We start from the raw sequence: 19981 nt of genomic DNA, 5'->3' as shown, positions 1-19981 counted from the left end.
ATGCAACTCCGCACCCGAAGCGCACTAGCGTGCGGTGCCGTACCAGGAGGCACCACCATGCGACCGCGACCCCCCGTCAAGGGCCGAGGCCTCGTCAGTGGCACGGGGCTCATCGTCACGTGTCTGACGGCGACGATCGCCGCGCTGGTCTTCTCCCTCTGGTCGTTCACCGACCGGCCGGGGACGGGACCGGACGCGCTGAACGCCCAGACCTTGCGCACGAGCTACGGCCCGTTGTCCGCGCTCGACCAGGACTTCCTCGTCAAGGTCCGGCTGGCCGGGCTGTGGGAGCTGCCCGCGGGGCGGCAGGCCCGGACGAAGGGAACCACGCCGGCCGTCCGGACGGCGGGCCGGCATCTCGTCGAGGGGCACAGGTTCCTCGACGAGCGGGTCCGCGGTGTCGCCGCGCGGCTGAACCTCGCGCTTCCGGACGCGCCCAGCGACCAGCAGAAGCAGTGGCTCAGAACCCTGGACACGGCACAGGGTGCCGAGTACGACCGCCAGTTCGCCAACATCCTGCGCGTGGCGCACGGCAGGGTCTTCTCGGTCGTCGCCCAGGTCCGTGCGAGCACCCGCAACTCGCTGGTGCGCGACCTCGCCGACGACGCCAACACGACCGTCCTCGACCACATCAAGGTCCTGGAGGCCACGGGCTACGTCGACTTCGACGCCGTGGCCCGCGACATGGCCACCGCCGGCCCTCCCCCGACGGCCGCCCCGCCTCCGGCCTCGGCCCCGGACCCGGGCCCGGCCTTCACGCTTCCGCCACCCACGTTCCGCCCGCCGCCGGAGCCGTGAAACGGAACGTCACATACCGACAACACTCCGTCCGGATCGTGAACGAGGCATGGTGTTTTCGGGACCGTGTCACATACAAACAACATATGCTCTGGGTTCTTTTCCTGCTGGCGGCCTGGGCCGTGGCCGGCACGGCGTGCACACGCCTGTGCCTGGCCGCCGTACGCGCCGCGACCGATGACACGGACACCGGCCGGATCCATGAACTCACGCTGTACGAGGCCGCGTTCCTCTCCGGCGGGCCCCGGCGGGTCGCCGACGTGACCCTGGTCGCCATGGCGCGCCAGCGCCGGCTGCTCCTGGCCCACACCGGCTGGGCGACGGTCGTCGATCCGCGCGGGCGGGACGAGATGGAGCGGTCGGTCATCGGGGCCATCGGCCCCGAGGGCCAGTCCCGGATCGCGCCGGTGCGGGCCACCGCCGCCACGGCGGACGCGATACACGGTATCGCCGACCGGCTGGTGCGCGCGGGACTCGCGGTGCCCGACAGCTCCCGTACGACGGTCGCCGCGGCCGTCCGGCAGGTGCGCTCGGCGGCCGTCGCCGTACTCGGCCTCGGCCTCGCCGCGCTGCTGACGCCGGTTCCGCCGGACCTGCCACGTCACCTGGTCGCCCTGTGGTTCGCGCTGCCGCTCGCCCTGACCCTGAGTTGCCTCGCCGTCGCCCGCATCGAGATCCACCCGTACTCGCGCTGGGCCTCCCCGGCCGGCCAGCGGCTGCTCGGCGCCCTGACCCGGAACGCGGACGGCACCGCCGACGACCGTACGTACCTCACGTCCGTGGCGGTACGCGGTGTCCGCGCGATCGGCGAACCGGATCTGCGCGCCGCTTTCACGCACCGCGAGGCACACGACTGACAGACCCCGGGGGGCGCACAGGGGGCATTGGCGCCGACACCGGCGGACGGTGCTTGCCTTCCCCAACCACCGCACCAAACATCCCTTTTGTCGCCACCGTGCACCGAAGGGATACGCAATGAGAGCCGCGCTGCTCTACTCGGCCGCAGGATCCTTGCTGCTGAGCGCCCTCACCACCGCCCCGGACACCGAGGGCTCAAGGGCCGCGGCCGAGCTGCGCGGCACCGCGGTGGCCGCCGCGCGGGCCAAGGCGGCCGGCATCGACTTCGGCCCGTGTCCCGACGCGCAGGATCTCCCCGGCACCATGCAGTGCGGCACCGTCACCGTCCCGCTGGACTACGCCAGGCCCGACGGCAGGCAGATCGAGCTCGCCGTCGGCCGCGCCCGGGCCACGCACAAGGACCCGCACAACAGCAAACGCACGGTCCGCCGCCAGGGCGCCCTGGTCTACAACCCGGGCGGCCCGGGCGCCTCCGGCCTGTACTTCCCCCTCGTCGGCCTGCTCCCCGAGTGGAAGCGGATCGCGGCCGCGTACGACCTCGTCGGCTACGCCCCGCGCGGGGTCGGCCGCTCCGCACCGCTGTCCTGCACGGACCCCAAGCGGTTCTTCAAGGGGCCCACCCAGGCGCCGACACACCCCTCGGAGTCGTACAAGAGGGAACGCATCGCGCAGGCGAAGGCGTACGCGCGCGGCTGCGCGGAGCGGGCCGGCGGCGCGCTGCGGCACTACCACTCGCTGAACAACGCCCGCGACCTCGACGTCCTGCGCGCCGCGCTCGGCGAGGAGCGGCTGACCTTCATGGGCTCGTCGTACGGCACGTACTTCGCCGCCCTGTACGCGACGCTGTTCCCCGCCCACGTACGGCGGATGGTGTTCGACTCGGCGGTCGACCCCGCCCCCGCGCGGATCTGGTACCGCAACAACCTCGCCCAGTCGGCGGCGTTCGAGGGCCGCTGGGCGGACTTCCGGGCGTGGGTCGCCCGGCACGACGAGGTGTACGGGCTGGGCAGGACCGCGCGGGAGGTGCGGCGCAGCTACGAGCGGGCGAGCGCCCGGCTGGCCGTCGAGCCGGCCGGCGGGAAGGTCGGGCCCGGGCAGCTGCAGGGGGCGTTCCTCCAGGCCGGGTACTACGACGACCAGTGGCCGCACCGGGCCCACGCGCTGTCGGCGTACCTCAAGGGCGATCCCAAGCCACTGGTCGAACAGGCGGAACAGCGCGCGGAGGCCGCCGTCGAGGCGGAGAACGCACGCGCGGTCTACGTCGCCGTCGAGTGCAACGACGCCCCCTGGCCGACGGACTGGGACGTGTGGAACCGGGACAACACCCGGCTCGCCCGGCTGGCGCCCTTCGAGACCTGGGACAACGTGTGGATGAACCTGCCCTGCGCCTACTGGGAGGGGCCGCGGCAGCGGCCGCTCGACGTCGGCACCGGGCCGGGCGAACTGCCGCCGACGCTGATCCTGGCCGCCGAGCGGGACGCCGCGACGCCGTACGACGGTGCCCTCGAACTCCACCGCCGCCTGGCGGGCTCGGTGCTGGTGACGGAGCGGGACGCCGGCTCGCACGGCCTGGCGGGCGGGCCGAACGCCTGCGTCAACGGCCATGTGGAGGCGTACCTGCTGGAGGGCCGGCTGCCGGGACGGCGTACGGACTGCGCCGCGCATCCGGAACCGAAGCCGCAGTCGCGGTCGGCGGCCCCGCAGCGGCCCGGGGCCGACCGACCGCTCGGCTGATCAGGCCAGGCCCGCGACCAGCTCCGCGATGTCCTTGCGGCGGCCCGTGAAGAACGGGACCTCCTCGCGGACGTGCCGACGGGCCTCCGAGGCCCGCAGGTGACGCATCAGGTCGACGATGCGGTACAGCTCGTCGGCCTCGAAGGCGAGGATCCACTCGTAGTCGCCGAGGGAGAACGAGGCGACCGTGTTGGCGCGCACGTCCGGGAAGCCGCGGGCCATCTTGCCGTGGTCGGCGAGCATGCGGCGGCGGTCCTCGTCGGGCAGCAGATACCAGTCGTAGGAGCGCACGAAGGGGTAGACGCTCACGTAGTTGCGGGGCGTCTCGTCGGCGAGGAACGCCGGGATGTGCGAGCGGTTGAACTCGGCGGGGCGGTGCAGCGCCATGTTCGACCACACCGGCGTGAGCGCCCGGCCCAGCTTCGTGCGGCGGAAGAGGTTGTACGCCTCCTGCAGCGCGTCGCTGGTCTCCGCGTGCCACCAGATCATGAGGTCGGCGTCGGCGCGCAGGCCCGAGACGTCGTACGTGCCGCGGATGGTCACGTCCTTGGCGGCGAGCTGGTCGAACAGCTCCTGGACCTCGTCGGCGTACCCGGCGCGGTCCTCGGGGAGGACGTCCTTCAGCCGGAAGACGGACCAGAGCGTGTAGCGGATGACCTCGTTGAGGTCCTTGGCCAGCTTGCCCTTGTTCGGGATGCGGTCGGGCTCGGTGCTGGAGGCCGTGGTGGAGGCGTCGTCACTCATGCTCCTCATTCTCCCGCTCCGCCGTGCAGGCTCTGCACCGGGTGGGCGGTGAGCTCCTCCACACCCCGCAGGTCACCGTGGATCTGGTCGGCGGCGGCGTACGCGCTCGCGATGCACGCCGGGATGCCGACGCCGTCGTACTGGGCGCCGCACACGGCGAGCCCCGGGAGCTTCGCCACGTGCTCGCGGATGCGGGCCACGCGCGCGTGGTGGCCGACGGGGTACTGGGGCAGGCCGTCGTCCCAGCGGGTGACGCGCGTGGCGACGGGTGTGGCGTCGAGGCCGGTCGCCGCCTTCAGGTCGTGCCGGGAGACCGCCACGAGCTCGCTGTCGTCGCGCCGGAGGATCTCCGTCTCGCCGTACCGTCCGACGGAGGTGCGCAGGACGACGAGGTCGGGGTTCTCGTCGGCGATCCAGCCCCACTTCTGCGAGGCGAAGGTCGACGCCTTGATGGTGCGCCCGTCCACCGGCGGCACGAGAAAGCCGCTGCCCTCGGGCAGGCCCGCCTCGGCGCGGCGGTAGGCGAGGGTGACCAGGGCCATGGAGGCGTACTCGACGCCGCCGAGCTCGGCGGCGGCCCCGGGGGACGCCGTGCGCAGGAGGCGGGCGGCGGCGGGGGCGGGGACGGCGAGCACCACCGCGTCGGCGTGCAGCACCCGCTCACCCGCGACCACGCGCCATCCGCCGCCGTCCGCGGCGCTGTGGTCCAGCTCGGTCACCGGCGTCCCCGTGAGGATCTCGCCCCCGCGTGCCCGCACCGACTCCGCCACCGCGAGGGGCAGTGTGCCGACGCCGCCCTGGATGCCCATGAACACCGGGCCGGTCTGCTGGGCGGCGGCCGCCTTCGCCTGGATCTCGCGGACCCCCTCGGTCAGGGAGGCGTGGCTGCGGGCCGCCTGGAAGAGCTGCGGGACGGCCGACCGCATCGAGATGCGGTACGCGTCGCCCGCGTACACGCCCCCCAGCAGGGGTTCCACCAGGCGGTCGACGACCTCGCGGCCGAGGCGCGCCGCCACGTACTCCCCGACGGCCACGTCGTCGCCGACCTCCGTGCGGGGCAGCTCGGCGTCGCGGTCGATACGGGCGAGGCCCTCGTCGGACAGCACCCCGGACAGGGCCGCGGCGGTGCCGGGCACGCCCATCACGTGTCCCTTGGGCATCGGACGCAGCGCGCCCCGGGTCCAGATCGAGGCCGTCGCGGTCGCGGGCGGCTGGAGCCGGTCGGCGAGGCCGGCCTCCCGGGCGAGCGCCACCGCCTCGGGGCGGCGGGCAAGCATCGACTCGGCGCCGAGGTCCACGCGCGCGCCCGCGATCTCCCCGGGCAGCAGCTTGCCGCCGACCCGGCCGGAAGACTCCAGCACGGTGACCCGCGCCCCGCGCTCCAGCAGCCGGTGGGCCGCGGCCAGTCCCGCGATTCCCGCCCCGATGACGACGACCTGCCCGGTGCCCGCACCGGCTTGAACTTCGCGCATGCCCCCAGCCTCTCAGACCCCGCTGACAGCGCTCCCGCGCCCCGGTGTCCTTCACGAGTCCCGACCGTGACCGCATCGGAACCGTCCCGGACCAAACGTCCGGCACCGCCCGGGCGTCGAAGAAACGTCAGCCCAACCGATCCTCGGGGGATGCCCACATGCGCACACGACGACCCGCCCGCCGCCCCGCCCCGGCCCTGGCCGCGCTCCTGCTGGCCGCGGCCCTCGCGCTCGCCGGATGCAGCGGTGCGGGCGAGGACTCCGCCGGCAGCACCGCCGCCGACCACGGGGCCGCCGCCCCGCAGTCGGACGAGAAGGCCGGCGCGAACGAGGCCGCCCCCGGCGGCGCCGGGAGCGGAGCCAGGGCGACCGCCCCGCCGCAGCTCCCCACGAGCCACATCATCCGCACGGCCGCGCTGACCGTGCAGGTCAAGGACGTGCCGAAGGCCCTGGAGGAGGCCCGCACCGGTACCGAGAACGCGGGCGGCTACGTCGGCAACGAGACCACCACCCGGGACGAGGAAGGCCGCGAGCGCACCCGGGTCGTGCTGCGCGTACCCGTCGAGAAGTACGACGCGGTCCTCACCGAGCTGGAAGGTGCGGGCAAGCTCCTCGACCGCAGCGCCAAGGCGGAGGACGTCACCGACCAGGTGGTGGACGTGGAGAGCCGCATCAAGTCGCAGCGCGCGAGTGTGGCCCGGATCCGCGAGCTGATGGACCGGGCCACGAAGCTCGGCGACGTGGTGACCCTGGAGGGCCAGCTGAGCACCCGCCAGGCCGACCTGGAGGCGCTGCTCGCGCGCCAGGAGTCCCTGAAGGACCGCACGAGCCTGGCCACCATCACCCTGTCGCTGTCCGAGACCCCGGTGAAGAAGGAGGCGAAGGACGACGACCCGGGGTTCGTGGACGCGCTCGCGGGCGGCTGGAACGCGTTCGTGACGATGCTGCGCTGGCTCGCGGTGGCACTCGGCGCGGTCCTGCCGTTCGCGGCGGTGGCCGCCCTGCTCGCGCTGCTCTGGCTGCGCGTCGTACGCCCCCGCCTCCCGCGCCGCCCGCGCCCGGCGCCCGCCACGAGCGCCCTGGGCCCGCTGCCGACGGCCCGGCCGGCCCCGCAGTCCGCGCCCGCGCGAACTCCTGACGAGCAGGACTGAAATGCCCTGCGCCCGTAGCGTGTTCGCATGAACATGAGCCGTACGCGCAGGGAGCGACTGATCGTGATCGGCGGCGACGCCGCGGGGATGTCCGCGGCGTCGCAGGCCCGCCGCCTGAAGGGCCCCGACGAGCTGGAGATCGTGGCGTTCGAACGGGGCCACTTCACGTCGTACTCGGCGTGCGGCATCCCGTACTGGGTGGGCGGCGACGTCACGGACCGGGACCAGCTCATCGCCCGCACCCCCGAGGAGCACCGGGCGCGGGACATCGATCTGCGCCTGCGCACCGAGGTCACGGACATCGACCCCGACGGGCAGCGCGTACGCGCGCGTGACGTGGACTCCGGCGCCGAGTCCTGGACGTCGTACGACAAACTCGTGATCGCGACCGGCGCCCGGCCGATCCGGCCGGACCTGCCGGGCATGGACGCCCCCGGGGTGCACGGCGTGCAGACGCTGGACGACGGCCAGGCGCTGCTCGACACGCTGGCACGCACGCGTGGCCGCCGCGCGGTGGTCGTCGGGGCCGGCTACATCGGCGTGGAGATGGCCGAGGCGCTCATCAACCGCGGCTACGAGGTGACGGTCGTCAACCGCGGCAGCGAGCCCATGTCGACCCTCGACCCCGACATGGGCCGCCTGGTGCACAAGGCCATGGAGGGCCTGGGCATCACGATGGTGAACGACGCCGAGGTCACCAAGATCCTCACGGGCGACGACGGCCGGGTCCGGTCGGTGGCCACCCAGGACCGCGAGTTCCCGGCGGACGTCGTCGTGCTCGGCATCGGTGTCCGCCCCGAGACGGCGCTCGCGAAGGCGGCCGGCCTCCCCCTCGGTACCCACGACGGCCTTCTCACGGACCGCTCGATGCGGGTGCGCGGCCACGAGAACATCTGGGCGGGTGGCGACTGCGTCGAGGTCCTCGACCTGGTCTCCGGCCAGGAACGGCACATCGCGCTCGGCACCCACGCCAACAAGCACGGCCAGGTCATCGGCACCAACGCGGGCGGCGGCTACGCCACCTTCCCGGGCGTGGTCGGCACGGCGGTCAGCAAGGTCTGCGACCTGGAGATCGCGCGCACGGGACTGCGCGAGAAGGACGCCCACCGCGTGGGCCTGCGCTTCGAGGCGGTCACCATCGAGTCGACCAGCCGCGCGGGCTACTACCCGGACTCCTCCCCCATGACGGTCAAGATGCTCGCCGAACTCCGCACGGGCCGCCTCCTCGGCGTCCAGATCGTCGGCCGGGAGGGCGCGGGCAAACGAGTCGACATCGCCGCGGTCGCCCTCACGGCCGGCATGACGGCGGAACAGATGACGACCCTGGACCTGGGCTACGCACCGCCGTTCTCCCCCGTCTGGGACCCGGTCCTGGTGGCGGCCCGCAAGGCGGCGGCAAAGGTCCGCGGTTCCTCGTAGGGGACCCGCGCTCGGCGGCGAACCCACACCCCTACGGCGAAACCCTAGGCAGTCCCGGCCGTACCGTTGATCCGGTCGATGGCCTGCCGCGCCTGCTCCGCCGGCGGCCGGGACGGCAAGGACGAAACCGACGCGGAAGAGGTCACAGCCGGCGGCTGCTCCCCCGCCGGCTTCGCGTGCGCCGCGATCCTGGACGACCGCAACCGGTGGCTCACCGCCTCCTCCAGCGTCACGGGCCGCCGCATCTGGGCCGCCAGCCGCCCGGCCTCCTGGCCGAGGCGGGCCACGTCCTCCCACGGCAGCCGCACCACCAGCGTCAGCTCCGCCTCGCCGTCGGGCAGTGCGTGCATCGGAGGACTAACTCGGTCGTTCATCGCCTGTTCCTCACGTCGGCCCCGCGACCCGCCTTCCCCGCGCCGCGGGCGGTTGCCGACACATACGCAAGCCCGTACGGCCGCGTTCACCGAACCGGCCGATTCGGTCCCGGGCGGCCCTGCGTCAGCGCGTGGTCCGCGTGTGCACGTACTCCACGAGCCGCGTCAGCGCGTCCGGGTCCGTGGACGGCATGACGCCGTGACCGAGGTTGAAGACATGGCCCTCCAGACCCGCCGCCGAGTCCAGGACCTCCCTGGTCTTCGCCTCGACGGCCTCCGTCGGGGCGAACAGCACCGTCGGGTCGAGGTTGCCCTGGAGCGCCTTGCCGGGCCCGACGCGGCGGGCTGCCTCGTCGAGCGGGACGCGCCAGTCGACGCCGACGACATCCGCGCCGGCCTCGCCCATCAGCCCCAGCAGCTCGCCGGTGCCGACGCCGAAGTGGATGCGCGGGACGCCGTAACCCGCCACGGCCTCGAACACCTTCGCCGACGCGGGCAGCACCGAGCGCCGGTAGTCGACGGGGGCCAGCGCCCCGGCCCAGGAGTCGAACAGCTGGACGGCCGAGGCGCCCGCCTCGATCTGGACCTTGAGGAACGCGGCCGTGATGTCCGCGAGGCGGTCGAGCAGGTCGGCCCACAGCTCGGGGTCGCCGTACATCATCGCCTTGGCGTTCTCGTACGTGCGGGACGGGCCGCCCTCGACGAGGTAGCTCGCGAGGGTGAACGGGGCGCCGGCGAAGCCGATCAGGGGCGTGCCGCCGAGTTCGCGGGTGAGCAGGCCGATGGCCTCGGTGACGTAGGAGACGTCCTCGGGGGTCAGGTCACGCAGCTGCGCGAGGTCGGCGCGGGTGCGGATCGGGTGTCCGACGACCGGGCCGACGCCGGGCTTGATGTCGAGGTCGACGCCGATGGCCTTCAGCGGGACGACGATGTCGCTGTAGTAGATCGCCGCGTCCACGCCGTGCCGGCGCACCGGCTGGAGGGTGATCTCGCAGACCAGCTCGGGCCGCGTGCAGGACTCGAGCATCGGAACGCCCTCGCGCACCTTGCGGTACTCCGGCAGTGAGCGCCCGGCCTGCCGCATGAACCACACCGGCGTGTGCGGCACGGGCTCGCGCCGGCAGGCCTTGAGGAAGGCTGAGTCGTACGTGGCGGACGGCTGCGGGGCCCGGGGGGCGTCATTGGCACTCACGGGCCAAGTTTCGCACGCCCCCGATGGGCGTGATTCAGCCCCTGGGCAGGCGCGGGGTGTCTAGCCCGGCACCCGGGCTCCGGTCCCCGTAATCTTCCGGCATGGCTGCGGCTCAGGGACGACTGTCGGACGGCGCTGGCGGAATGGACGAAGCGAAGGACACGGAGAAAGACCGGCGGGAGGCGGACACCGCCCCACTGCCCTTCCGGGCCGCCGTCGACGCGCTCAGGTCTGCGCGGTTGCGGCCCCAGATCGAGGTCGAGCCGACACGCCCGCCGGGGCGGCTCGCTCCGCACACCTACGCGCTGGAGGCCGCGGTCGTCGACGGTGACCAGGACCTGGCCGACGGCCGGCTGGTGCTGCTGCACGATCCGGCGGGTCACGACGCCTGGCAGGGCACGTTCCGGCTGGTGACGCTGGTGCGCGCGGAACTGGAGCCGGAGATGGCCGCGGACCCGCTGCTGCCGGAGGTGTGCTGGTCCTGGCTGACCGGCGCGCTACAGACGCGCGGGCTGACGTACGGGGAGCCGAGCGGCACCGTCACGCGGGCGAGTTCGCACTACTTCGGCGGTCTGTCCGAGCGCCCGGCCGCCTCGCAGATCGAGATCCGGGCCTCCTGGACGCCGCGCGAGGGCCTGGGCGGGGTCCCGGACACGGCCGCGCACCTGGCGTCCTGGTGCGATCTGCTCGCCCAGGTCGCGGGGCTGCCGCCGGCCGTGCCGGGGGACGCGTCGGTGGTGACGCTGCCTCAGCGGCGAGGACCGCAGTCCCGCTGATCGACCCTGTTCCGACCCCGTACTGATCGAATCTGTACGGGGCGGTCAACCATGCCCTGCCGACGATCACACCTGCGTCCCCCTCTTGGCCGAATCACTTTGTCGATACGGCCACTTTCGACCGCGTACCGTCGCAGACCGAAACCGTCCGGCCTTCGAATGATCGACCGCGTGTCCGAATTGTGCGGATTGTTATCACCGATTCGTGATCATTCTCTAAAGGAGGACGGGTTGGGTGCCGAAGACGACTGTGACCTTGAAAGCACGGTTCGTCCCGGCTTGAACCCCACGAGCCGGCCCCGTCCCCGCACCCAGGAGGCCTGGTGTCCGTTCTCCTCGAGCAGCCCGCAAGCCTGGTCGCCTACCGCCCGAACAAGCCGACCGCCATGGTGGTCGTGGCCGACCCGCGCGTCCGCTCCACCGTCACCCGCCACCTGTGGGCGCTCGGTGTGCGCGATGTCATCGAGGCCTCGTCCATCGCGGAGGCTCGTCCCCGCATCGGCAACCCCCGCGACATCTGCGTCGCCGACGTCCACCTGCCGGACGGTTCCGGCCTCACCCTGCTGTCGGAGACCCGCGCCGCGGGCTGGCCCAACGGGCTCGCCCTCTCCGCCGCCGACGACATCGGCGCCGTGCGCAACGCGCTCGCCGGCGGTGTGAAGGGTTACGTCGTCACCGGCACCCGTACCAACGTCGGGCTCCCCACCCGACCGGGCGCCGCCCCCATCGGCGCCGCCGCCGCGCGCCTGCACCGCCGCCCCCCGGGTGCCCCGAGCCACCCGGGCGGCTACCGCGAACTGTCCGGCCGCGAGGTCGAGGTGCTGCGGCTGGTCGCGGAGGGCCAGTCGAACAAGGCGATCGGCGTCTCGATGGGCCTGTCCGCACTGACCGTCAAGAGCCACCTCGCCCGCATCGCCCGCAAGCTCGGCACGGGCGACCGCGCCGGGATGGTCGCGGTGGCCCTGCGGACCGGAATCATCCACTGACCTGCGCCACGATGGCCCTTTGTGATCATTCGCCCACGTGAACGGGACCGACGGCGGGTCCCGCTCCCGTCACTCACGGTTCGCGAACCCGACACTTCCCCGACCTGACTGGTTTGCGACCCCCGGGCGCCCGTCGACGGAACGTTCCGTCGACGGGCGCTGTCCATACACGGATACCCTTGACAGGTGACCGACGCCCACGAGACCGCAGCAGACAGCTCACTGCGAACCACCGGAGGCGCCCCTCCGGACGACGGCGGATCTTCTGCTACGGAGGCGCCGATCCCTTTGCTGGAACCGCGTGAGGGCATTCCGCCCGTGATCGCGGACGAGGCCGCCCTGGCCCGGGTGATCGCCGCCTTCGAGGCCGGCTCCGGACCGGTCGCCGTCGACGCCGAGCGGGCGTCCGGCTACCGCTACGGCCAGCGCGCCTACCTGGTCCAGTTGCGCCGCCAGGGCGCCGGAACGGCTCTCATCGACCCCGTCGCCTGCCCCGACCTGTCCGCCCTGGGCGAGGCCCTGTCCGGCGTCGAGTGGGTGCTGCACGCCGCCACCCAGGACCTGCCCTGCCTGCGTGAGATAGGCATGGTGCCGACGCGGCTGTTCGACACGGAGCTGGCCGGGCGGCTCGCCGGGTTCCCCCGGGTCGGCCTCGGCGCGATGGTCGAGGGCGTCCTCGGTTTCGTCCTGGAGAAGGGGCACTCCGCGGTCGACTGGTCGACCCGGCCGCTGCCCGAGCCCTGGCTGCGCTACGCGGCGCTGGACGTCGAGCTGCTCGTCGACCTGCGCGACGCGCTGGAGAAGGAGCTGGACCGGCAGGGCAAGCTGGAGTGGGCCCGCCAGGAGTTCGACGCGATCGCCTCCGCCCCGCCGCCCGAGCCGCGCAAGGACCCCTGGCGGCGTACGTCCGGGATGCACAAGGTGCGCCGGCGGCGGCAGCTGGCCGTCGTACGGGAGCTGTGGCAGACCCGGGACCGGATCGCGCAGCGGCGGGACGTCTCGCCGGGCAAGGTGCTCGGGGACGCGGCGATCGTGGAGGCCGCGCTGGCGATTCCGGCCAACGTCCACGCGCTGGCCGCGCTGAACGGTTTCGGACACCGGATGAGCAAGCGGCAGCTGGAGCAGTGGCAGGCGGCCGTGGACCGGGCGAAGGCGTTGAGCGAGGCGCAGCTGCCGCAGCCGGGACAGCCGGTGACCGGGCCTCCTCCGCCGCGGGCTTGGGCCGACAAGGACCCCGCGGCCGCGGCCCGCCTCAGTGCGGCCCGGGCCGGGGTCTCGGCGCTCGCCGAGGAGCTCTCCATGCCGCAGGAGAATCTGATCACGCCGGATACGGTTCGGCGGGTGTGCTGGGAGCCTCCGGCCGTGGTGGATGCCGAGTCCGTGGCGGCCGCGCTCGCGGGGTACGGCGCGCGGCCGTGGCAGGTGGAGCTGGTGACGCCCGTGTTGGTGGAGGCTCTGTCCGGCAAGGAGGCCTAGCCGCCGTAGAGCATTCAGCCCCGCGCCCCCAAGACAGGTCTCCTACTTCGTGGCCCCCTGCGTGAAACCGTTGTAGATGAACCGCTGGAGGAACAGGAAGACGATCAGCGTCGGGGCGATGACGAGGATCGCGCCTGCCGAGATGGTCTCCCAGTGGGCTCCGAAGGGGCCCTTGAAGCGGAACAGGGACGTCGAGATCACGCCAAGATCTTCGGAGGGCATGTAGAGGAAGGGGATGTAGAAGTCGTTGTAGACGTTGATCCCCTTCACGATCACGACCGTCGCGATCGCGGGCTTGAGCAGCGGGAAGATGACCTTCCGGTACACCGTGAAGGCGTTGGCGCCGTCGATGCGGGCCGACTCGTCCAGTGAGACGGGGATGGCCCGTACGAACTGAAGGAAGATGTAGATCGACACGATGTCCGTGCCCATGTAGAGCGCGATGGGCGCCCAGAGGCTGTCGAACATCCCGAAGCTGTTCACGATCTGGAAGGTGGCCACCTGGGTGGTCACCCCGGGGACCAGCGCTGCGATCAGGAACAGGGCCAGGACCACTTTCCGGAAGCGGAACCGGAAGCGGTCGATGGCGTACGCCGTCATCGAGCCGATGAGGACCGTGCCCCCGATGGCGATGACCAGGACGACCGCCGTGTTGCCGAACGCCGAGAGCATCCGGCCGTCCTGGAACGCCGTCACGTAGTTGTCGAAGTTGAGCGGGTCGTCGGGCAGCGTGAGGGCGCCGCTGTCGTCCGCCATTTCCCCGGAGGTCTTCAGCGAGGTCAGGAAGATCACGGTGAGCGGCAGGAGCACGACCAGCGTCGCGAGGACCAGGGACAGGTACACGAGGGCACGGGCCACGGCACGGCGCGTCATACGAGGTCCACCTTGTCGTCCGGGACGAGGCGCCGCTGCACCCAGGTCACCGCCAGGATGATCAGCAGCAGTACGACGGCCGCCGCCGAGGCGAGGCCCGTCTTGTTGAACTGGAAGGCCAGCTTCACGGTCTGGATCACGAAGGTCTCGGTGCCGGTCGCGCCGCCGGTCATGATGTACGGGATCTCGAAGACGGACAGCGACCCGGAGACGGAGAGGATCACCGACAGGCTCAGCACGGGCCGGATGCCGGGCGCGATGATGTGGCGGAACTGCTGCCAGCGGTTCGCCCCGTCCAGTTCGGCCGCCTCGTACAGCTCCCCCGGGATGGACTGGATCGCGCCGAGGAAGAGGACGAAGTTCAGGCCCAGGTAGCGCCAGACGGAGACGCCGGCCAGGGAGACGTTGGCCGATGTCGGCGTGCCGAGCCAGGCGCGGTCGCCGTCGTGGCCGAAGAGGCTCAGGATCGCGTCGAGGGTGCCGCCGTCCTGGAAGAAGTACAGGAAGACGAAGCCGATCGCGACGCCGTTGATCAGGTACGGGAAGAAGAGCACGCCCTTGAAGAAGTTGCGGAAGCGGACGTTGAAGCTCAGGACGGTGGCGAAGTAGAGGGCGGCGGCGATCTGCACCACGGACGCGGCGAGGTAGTAGCCGCTGACGAAGAACACCTCGAACAGCTCGGGCCGGGTGAAGAGTTCGGCGTAGTTCTCGGCGCCCGTGTAGTGCAGCTCGGGGCTGACGCCGTCCCAGTCGGTGAAGCTGTACGCGACCATGTTGACGATCGGCGCGTAGGTGAAGGCGATCAGCAGGGCGAGCGGGGCGATCAGGAACAGCCAGGGGGTCACGCCCCGCCGCCGCCGGGACCGGCGCGCGGCGGTCGGCGGTGGCGGCCCGGCGGGCGCGGCCGGCGGCACCGGCCGCGTCGCCTTCCGGGTGGTGTCGGCCATCAGGACCCCAGGTTCTTCCGCGCCTCGGTCCACTTCTCGCCCAGCCCGGTCAGGAAGTCGTCCAGGCCGCCCTTGCGGGCACCGCGGGCGAGGTCGACGAGTTCCTGGCGGTAGTCGGGCTTGTAGATGCCGACCTCGGACTGGTTGTCGATGGACTTGACCTCGGCGCCCTTGGCGTCGTCGAGGTCCAGGAGCTTGACGCCCGCCTCCTCGTACGGCTTCAGAATCGCCGGCAGCGGGGCGTCCTTGAGGGGCGAGAGCGCGAGGTTGGCGTCCGCGTAGCCGGACTTGTCGGTGAACCAGTCGATCCAGGCGCGGGCGGCGGCCTTGTGCTCGGAGTGGACGTTGACGGCCTGCTGGTAGTCGGGGGACGTCACCGCGCAGAACGTGCCGTTCTCCTGGGCGGGGAACGGCATCAGGCCGATGTCTGCGGGGTCGGTGCCCGCCTGCTTCGCCGCGTCCTGCATCTGCACGATCGCCCAGGAGCCGAGCCACATCGTGGCGATCCGGCCCTTCGCCAGGCGGGGCTTGGACGCCTCCCAGTTGGTGGTCGTCGGGTCCTTCTCGATGAGTCCCGCGCGCACGATGTCGTGGAGCAGCGTGTCACCGACGCGGAGGTCGGCGCCCTCCGCCCAGGGGTTTCCCTCGGCGAGCCGGGTGGTGGCCTGGGTGTCGCAGCCGACCGAGCCGTTGACGTTCGTCCACTGGGTCAGCGGCCACATGTCCTTGAAGTTGGTGTAGTACGGGACCGCGTCGGACTTGGCCTTGACGGCCTTGAGGTCGTCGAGGAACTCGGCCGGGGTTGTGGGCCAGTCGGTGATGCCGGCCGCCTTCCAGACCTTCTTGTTGTAGATGAAGCCCGGGACCACGCCGATCGGGCTCTGCCCGTAGACCTTGCCCTGGACCGTGGAGTAGTCGGTGAAGCGGTACTTCTTGCTCCGCTCGGCCCGGGTGCCCAGGGACGCGAAGAACTTCGGGTAGTCCTTCTTCTCGATCACGGCCGGGATCATCAGGACGTCGCCGTAGTTCTCCGTGTTCATACGGATCTTGACCTCGCCCTCGTAGTCGGTGAGGCCGTCGAACTCGACCTTCACCTTCGGGTAGGTCTTGTTGAACTCGGCGGCGTACTTCTTCATCGTCCCGTCCTGCACGAGGTCGGTCCGGTGGGTGAGGACGGTGATGGTCCCCTGGACCTCGGCGGGGTCGTCGGGCGCCTTTGCATCCGCGCCCTTGGAGGTGCCTCCGGTGCCGGTACAGCCCGAGGCCAGCAGGGCTGCGCCCACGGCGAGGGCGAGGACGGTACGGCGGTTCATGTGCATCAGCTCCGTTCGCGGAGAGGAACTCGGGACGGAAGAGCACGTGCGGTATGGCTGGTTCGGCACTCTGACAGCGCTTTCTCAACCGGTAAAGTCCCATTCCCGCCAAGGCTGCGAAACCTGTACACGACTCTTCACTGGACCGGTTAAGGGAGTGCGCATGCTGGAGGCCACACCGCTCGGCGACGGATGGATCCTGCGCCACGAGCCGGAGCCGCTCCCGGCCTCCGTGCCGGGCTGCGTGCACACCGACCTGATGGCGGCCGGGGTGATCCCGGACCCGTTCCTGGGTCTGGGCGAGTCCGAGGTGGCGTGGGTGGGGCGCCGGGACTGGACGTACGAGCGCGAGCTGACGAGCGCGTCCGCGCAGGAGCAGACCGACCTGGTCTTCGACGGGCTCGACACCGTCGCCGAGATCTCCCTGGACGGGCGGCTGCTGGGCAAGGTGCGGAACATGCACCGCTCGTACCGGTTCGACGTGACGGGGCTGTCCGGGCGGCTGTCCGTGCGGTTCGTCTCCGCCTACGCCGAGGCCGAGGCCGTGCGGGGACGGCTGGGCGAGCGGCCCGCCGCATACGCCGAGCCCTACCAGTACCTGCGCAAGATGGCCTGCTCCTTCGGCTGGGACTGGGGGCCGACCCTGGTGACGGCCGGGATCTGGCGGCCGGTGCGCCTGGAGCACTGGTCGACGGCCCGGATCGCCCGGGTGCGTCCGCTGGTCACCGTCGACGAGGGGGTGGGCGTCGTCGAGTTGGCCGTGGACGTCGAGCGGACCCGGGTCGAGGCACCGCTCGCCCTGGAGGCGACGGTGGGCGGGGTGCGGGCGCGCGCGGAGATCGAGGGGGCGGGCGGGGTCGTACGGCTGCGGGTACCGGACGTCCGGCTGTGGTGGCCGCGCGGCTACGGCGAACAGCCGCTGTACGACGTCCGGTTGCGGCTGCTGCACGGCGACGACCCGCTGGACGGGTGGCGGCGGCGGATCGGCTTCCGGACGGTGGAGCTGGACCGGCGGCCCGACGCGCACGGCACCGGCTTCACGCTCGTCGTCAACGGCGAGCGGCTCTTCGCACGGGGCGTCAACTGGATCCCCGACGACGTCTTCCCCTCCCGGATCACCCGCGAACGGTACCGGGAGCGGCTGGAGCAGGCCGCCGGGGCGGGCGTGGACCTCGTGCGGATCTGGGGCGGCGGTATCTACGAGAGCGAGGACTTCTACGACGCCTGCGACGAGCTCGGGCTGCTGGTCTGGCAGGACTTCCCGTTCGCGTGCGCGGCCTACCCGGAGGAGCAGCCGCTGCGGGGCGAGGTGGAGGCGGAGGCCCGGGAGAACGTCGTCCGGCTGATGCCGCATCCGTCGCTGGTGCTGTGGAACGGCAACAACGAGAACCTGTGGGGCTTCCGGGACTGGGGATGGGAGCCGCGGCTGGCCGGGGACTCCTGGGGCGAGGGGTACTACCTGGGCGTACTGCCGCGTGTGGTGGCCGAGTTGGATCCGACGCGGCCGTACACGGCGGGGAGCCCCTGGTCCGGGTCATGGGACCGGCATCCGAACGATCCGGCGCACGGCACGCACCACTCCTGGGAGGTGTGGAACCGGGAGGACTACGCCGACTACCGGCGATGCGTGCCCCGGTTCGTCGCCGAGTTCGGCTGGCAGGCGCCGCCCGCGTACGCCACGCTGCGGCGGGCGCTGCCCGGGGAGGAGCTCGCGCCGGACTCCCCCGGCATGCTGCACCACCAGAAGGCCGACGACGGCAACGGCAAGCTGGAGCGGGGGCTGGCCCGGCATTTCACCGTGCCGAAGGGGGACTTCGACCGCTGGCACTACCTGATGCAGGTCAACCAGGCACGGGCGGTCGCCGCCGGCATCGAGCACTGGCGGTCGCACTGGCCGGTGTGCGCGGGCACGGTCGTCTGGCAGCTCAACGACTGCTGGCCGGTGACGTCCTGGGCGGCGATCGACGGGGACGGGCGGGAGAAGCCGCTCTACCACGAGCTGAGGCGGCTGTACGCGGACCGGTTGCTGACGCTCCAGGAGCGGGACGGCGGGCTGGTGCTGGCCGCCGTCAACCAGGCGGCCGCGGACTGGACGCCGACCCTGGCCCTGCGGCGGATGTCCGTCCGGGGCGAGGTACTGGGGCAGGTGGCCGTGGAGGTGACGGCACGGAAGCGGAGCGTGGCGTGTGTGGAGGTCCCGCGCGAGCTCACGCCGACCGGCCCCGATGAGTTCCTTGTCGCGGATGCGGGCGGGTACGGGGGCGGGGGTGTGGCTGGAGGCGCGGGCGGGGGTGTGGCTGGAGGCGCGGGCGGGACCGCGAGAGCGGGCGGGAACGGCGACCCGGGCACGGGCAGCGGCCCGGGCACCGCCAGTGATCCGAACGCGCACGGCGACCCGGGCGCGGACGGGAGCGGGAGAGCGGGCGCGGGTAGCGACCCAAGCGCGGGCGGGAACGCGACAGCGGACGCGGACGGTGGCCCGGACGCAGGCGACAGCCCGAACACAGGCGGCAGCCCGAACGCAGGCGGTGGTCCGGGCGCAGGTGGGTTGCGGGCGTTGTACTTCCCCGTGCCGGATCGTGAAGTCCTGTATCCCACCCCCCGGTTCGATGTCGCGCTCGCGCCCGGCGGCATCACCGTCACCGCCCGCACCCTGGTCCGGGACCTGCTGCTGCAGGCCGACCGGCTGGATCCGCAGGCGCGGGCCGATCGGGGGCTGGTCACGCTGCTGCCGGGGGAAGAGGTGACCATCGGGGTGCGCGGCTGGAAGACTCCGGACGCGGAGAGTGCCCGTTCGGCCCTGTACTGCGTGGAGCCCACCCGATGACGGCAACGCCGACCCCCCGCGTCACCATCAAGGACGTCGCCGCGCGCGCCGGCGTGTCCAAGGGTGCCGTGTCGCTCGCGTTCAACCACAAGCCCGGGCTGTCGGAGGCGACCCGGGACCGGATCTTCCGGGCGGCTCGGGAGCTGGGCTGGGCGCCGAACCTCACGGCGCGGACGCTGGCCGGTTCGCGCGTGGACGTGGTCGGGCTCGCGGTGTGCCGGCCGGCGCGGATGCTCGGGCTCGAACCCTGGTACATGGAGTTCGTCTCGGGCGTGGAGAGCGTCCTGGCCGAGCACTCCTGCTCCCTGCTGCTGAGACTCGTACGCAATCTGGACGAGGAGGTGGGGGTCCAGGAGTCATGGTGGCGGGGGCGGCAGATCGGCGGGTCGATCCTGGTCGACTTCCGGGCCGGCGATCCCCGGGTGGGCCTGGTGGAGCGGCTCGGGCTGCCGGTGGTCGCGGTGGGGCATCCCTCGCTGACCGGTGGGCTCACCTCGGTGTGGACCGACGACGCGACGGCCGTGACGGAGGCGGTGCGGTATCTGGCCGCGCTGGGGCACCGGCGGATCGCCCGGGTGGGCGGGGCGGCGGACCTCGGGCACACGGCCATCCGGACGGCGGCGTTCGACGAGGCAGCGGCGGCGCTGGCGCTGGCCGGGGCGTGGCAGGTGGCGACGGACTTCTCCGGGGACGCGGGGGCGCGGGCGACCCGGTCCTTGCTGACGGCCGCGCCGCCGGACCGGCCGACGGCGATCGTGTACGACAACGACGTCATGGCGGTGGCCGGGCTGTCGGTGGCGGCGGAGATGGGACTGCGGGTGCCGGCGGACGTGTCACTGCTGGCCTGGGACGACTCGCAGCTGTGCCGGCTCACCCACCCGACGTTGTCCGCGATGAGTCATGACGTACACGGTTTCGGGGCGGAGGTGGCCCGGACGTTGTTCGGGGTGATCAGCGGGGACGGGGCGGCCTGTTCGCATCCCGTGCCGACTCCGGTGCTGACGCCGAGAGGGTCCACTGCGCCGCCTCGGTGAGATGTGA

At 72.3% G+C, this 19981-nt stretch carries 17 protein-coding genes; 10 read left to right on the top strand and 7 right to left on the bottom strand.

Translation table 11 applies throughout. The annotated features are described in order from the left end of the window. Positions 1–57: 57 nt before the first annotated feature. From GTY47_RS13395 to GTY47_RS13385, 3 genes are all read left to right on the top strand, one after another. Positions 58–798 carry a DUF4142 domain-containing protein gene (locus tag GTY47_RS13395; protein ID WP_010034045.1) on the top strand — a complete coding sequence of 247 codons (741 nt, stop codon included), beginning with the start codon at positions 58–60 and terminating at the stop codon, positions 796–798. Positions 799–884: 86 nt separating this feature from the next. Next, complete coding sequence (locus GTY47_RS13390) at positions 885–1655, top strand: TIGR04222 domain-containing membrane protein (RefSeq protein ID WP_010034043.1); 771 nt, start codon at positions 885–887, stop codon at positions 1653–1655. Between the two features lie 118 nt (positions 1656–1773). Continuing rightward, positions 1774–3390 (top strand): alpha/beta hydrolase, encoded by a 1617-nt coding sequence (locus GTY47_RS13385; RefSeq protein WP_010034041.1) that lies wholly within the window; start codon positions 1774–1776, stop codon positions 3388–3390. On the opposite strand, the gene hemQ is transcribed toward GTY47_RS13385, so the two are convergent. Then, on the bottom strand, positions 3391–4134 hold the full coding sequence (hemQ, locus tag GTY47_RS13380; protein ID WP_010034036.1) for a hydrogen peroxide-dependent heme synthase: 744 nt from the start codon (positions 4132–4134) through the stop codon (positions 3391–3393). A gap of 5 nt (positions 4135–4139) precedes the next feature. After that, complete coding sequence (hemG, locus tag GTY47_RS13375) at positions 4140–5606, bottom strand: protoporphyrinogen oxidase (RefSeq protein WP_010034034.1); 1467 nt, start codon at positions 5604–5606, stop codon at positions 4140–4142. 158 nt (positions 5607–5764) lie between these two features. On the opposite strand from hemG, the gene GTY47_RS13370 reads away from it, so the two are divergent. Continuing rightward, complete coding sequence (locus GTY47_RS13370) at positions 5765–6757, top strand: DUF4349 domain-containing protein (RefSeq protein WP_010034031.1); 993 nt, start codon at positions 5765–5767, stop codon at positions 6755–6757. A gap of 27 nt (positions 6758–6784) precedes the next feature. Continuing rightward, a complete protein-coding gene (locus tag GTY47_RS13365) occupies positions 6785–8176 on the top strand; it encodes an FAD-dependent oxidoreductase (RefSeq protein ID WP_029180758.1) in 1392 nt (463 codons plus the stop codon). A 44-nt stretch (positions 8177–8220) separates the two neighbouring features. Here GTY47_RS13365 and GTY47_RS13360 read toward each other — a convergent pair whose 3' ends face one another. Continuing rightward, complete coding sequence (locus GTY47_RS13360; RefSeq protein ID WP_029180757.1) at positions 8221–8550, bottom strand: hypothetical protein; 330 nt, start codon at positions 8548–8550, stop codon at positions 8221–8223. Positions 8551–8674: 124 nt separating this feature from the next. After that, a complete protein-coding gene (gene hemE, locus GTY47_RS13355) occupies positions 8675–9742 on the bottom strand; it encodes a uroporphyrinogen decarboxylase (protein WP_010034024.1) in 1068 nt (355 codons plus the stop codon). 101 nt (positions 9743–9843) lie between these two features. Between hemE and GTY47_RS13350 the strand changes: the two genes are divergently transcribed. The 3 genes from GTY47_RS13350 to GTY47_RS13340 all read left to right on the top strand — a co-directional run bounded on the left by GTY47_RS13350 (position 9844) and on the right by GTY47_RS13340 (position 12980). After that, entirely contained in the window at positions 9844–10518 is a 675-nt protein-coding gene (locus GTY47_RS13350; protein ID WP_063738884.1) for a DUF3000 domain-containing protein, read from the top strand. 323 nt (positions 10519–10841) lie between these two features. Next, positions 10842–11504 carry a response regulator transcription factor gene (locus GTY47_RS13345; protein WP_003993737.1) on the top strand — a complete coding sequence of 221 codons (663 nt, stop codon included), beginning with the start codon at positions 10842–10844 and terminating at the stop codon, positions 11502–11504. A gap of 186 nt (positions 11505–11690) precedes the next feature. Further along, the gene (locus GTY47_RS13340) at positions 11691–12980 is read left to right on the top strand and encodes a ribonuclease D (RefSeq protein WP_078602734.1); all 1290 of its coding nucleotides are present in this window, start codon (positions 11691–11693) and stop codon (positions 12978–12980) included. 42 nt (positions 12981–13022) lie between these two features. On the opposite strand, the gene GTY47_RS13335 is transcribed toward GTY47_RS13340, so the two are convergent. Genes GTY47_RS13335 through GTY47_RS13325 form a run of 3 tightly spaced genes read right to left on the bottom strand, consistent with a single transcriptional unit; the run spans position 13023 to position 16113 of the window. Next, positions 13023–13853 carry a carbohydrate ABC transporter permease gene (locus tag GTY47_RS13335; protein WP_010034010.1) on the bottom strand — a complete coding sequence of 277 codons (831 nt, stop codon included), beginning with the start codon at positions 13851–13853 and terminating at the stop codon, positions 13023–13025. Beyond that, positions 13850–14800 (bottom strand): sugar ABC transporter permease, encoded by a 951-nt coding sequence (locus GTY47_RS13330; RefSeq protein WP_010034008.1) that lies wholly within the window; start codon positions 14798–14800, stop codon positions 13850–13852. Before GTY47_RS13330 ends, GTY47_RS13335 begins: the two co-directional genes overlap by 4 nt. Continuing rightward, positions 14800–16113 carry an ABC transporter substrate-binding protein gene (locus GTY47_RS13325; RefSeq protein WP_029180756.1) on the bottom strand — a complete coding sequence of 438 codons (1314 nt, stop codon included), beginning with the start codon at positions 16111–16113 and terminating at the stop codon, positions 14800–14802. The genes GTY47_RS13330 and GTY47_RS13325 overlap by 1 nt, the downstream gene beginning before the upstream one ends. 163 nt (positions 16114–16276) lie before the next feature. Between GTY47_RS13325 and GTY47_RS13320 the strand changes: the two genes are divergently transcribed. Further along, the gene (locus GTY47_RS13320; protein ID WP_010034002.1) at positions 16277–18940 is read left to right on the top strand and encodes a glycoside hydrolase family 2 protein; all 2664 of its coding nucleotides are present in this window, start codon (positions 16277–16279) and stop codon (positions 18938–18940) included. Beyond that, positions 18937–19974, top strand: coding sequence for a LacI family DNA-binding transcriptional regulator (locus tag GTY47_RS13315; protein ID WP_010033998.1), 1038 nt, complete (start codon positions 18937–18939; stop codon positions 19972–19974). The genes GTY47_RS13320 and GTY47_RS13315 overlap by 4 nt, the downstream gene beginning before the upstream one ends. Positions 19975–19981: the final 7 nt, after the last annotated feature.

Source organism: Streptomyces sp. SID5464, from assembly GCF_009862985.1.
Classification (GTDB): domain Bacteria; phylum Actinomycetota; class Actinomycetes; order Streptomycetales; family Streptomycetaceae; genus Streptomyces; species Streptomyces chartreusis_D.
This window is presented reverse-complemented; position numbering and strand designations above follow the sequence as displayed.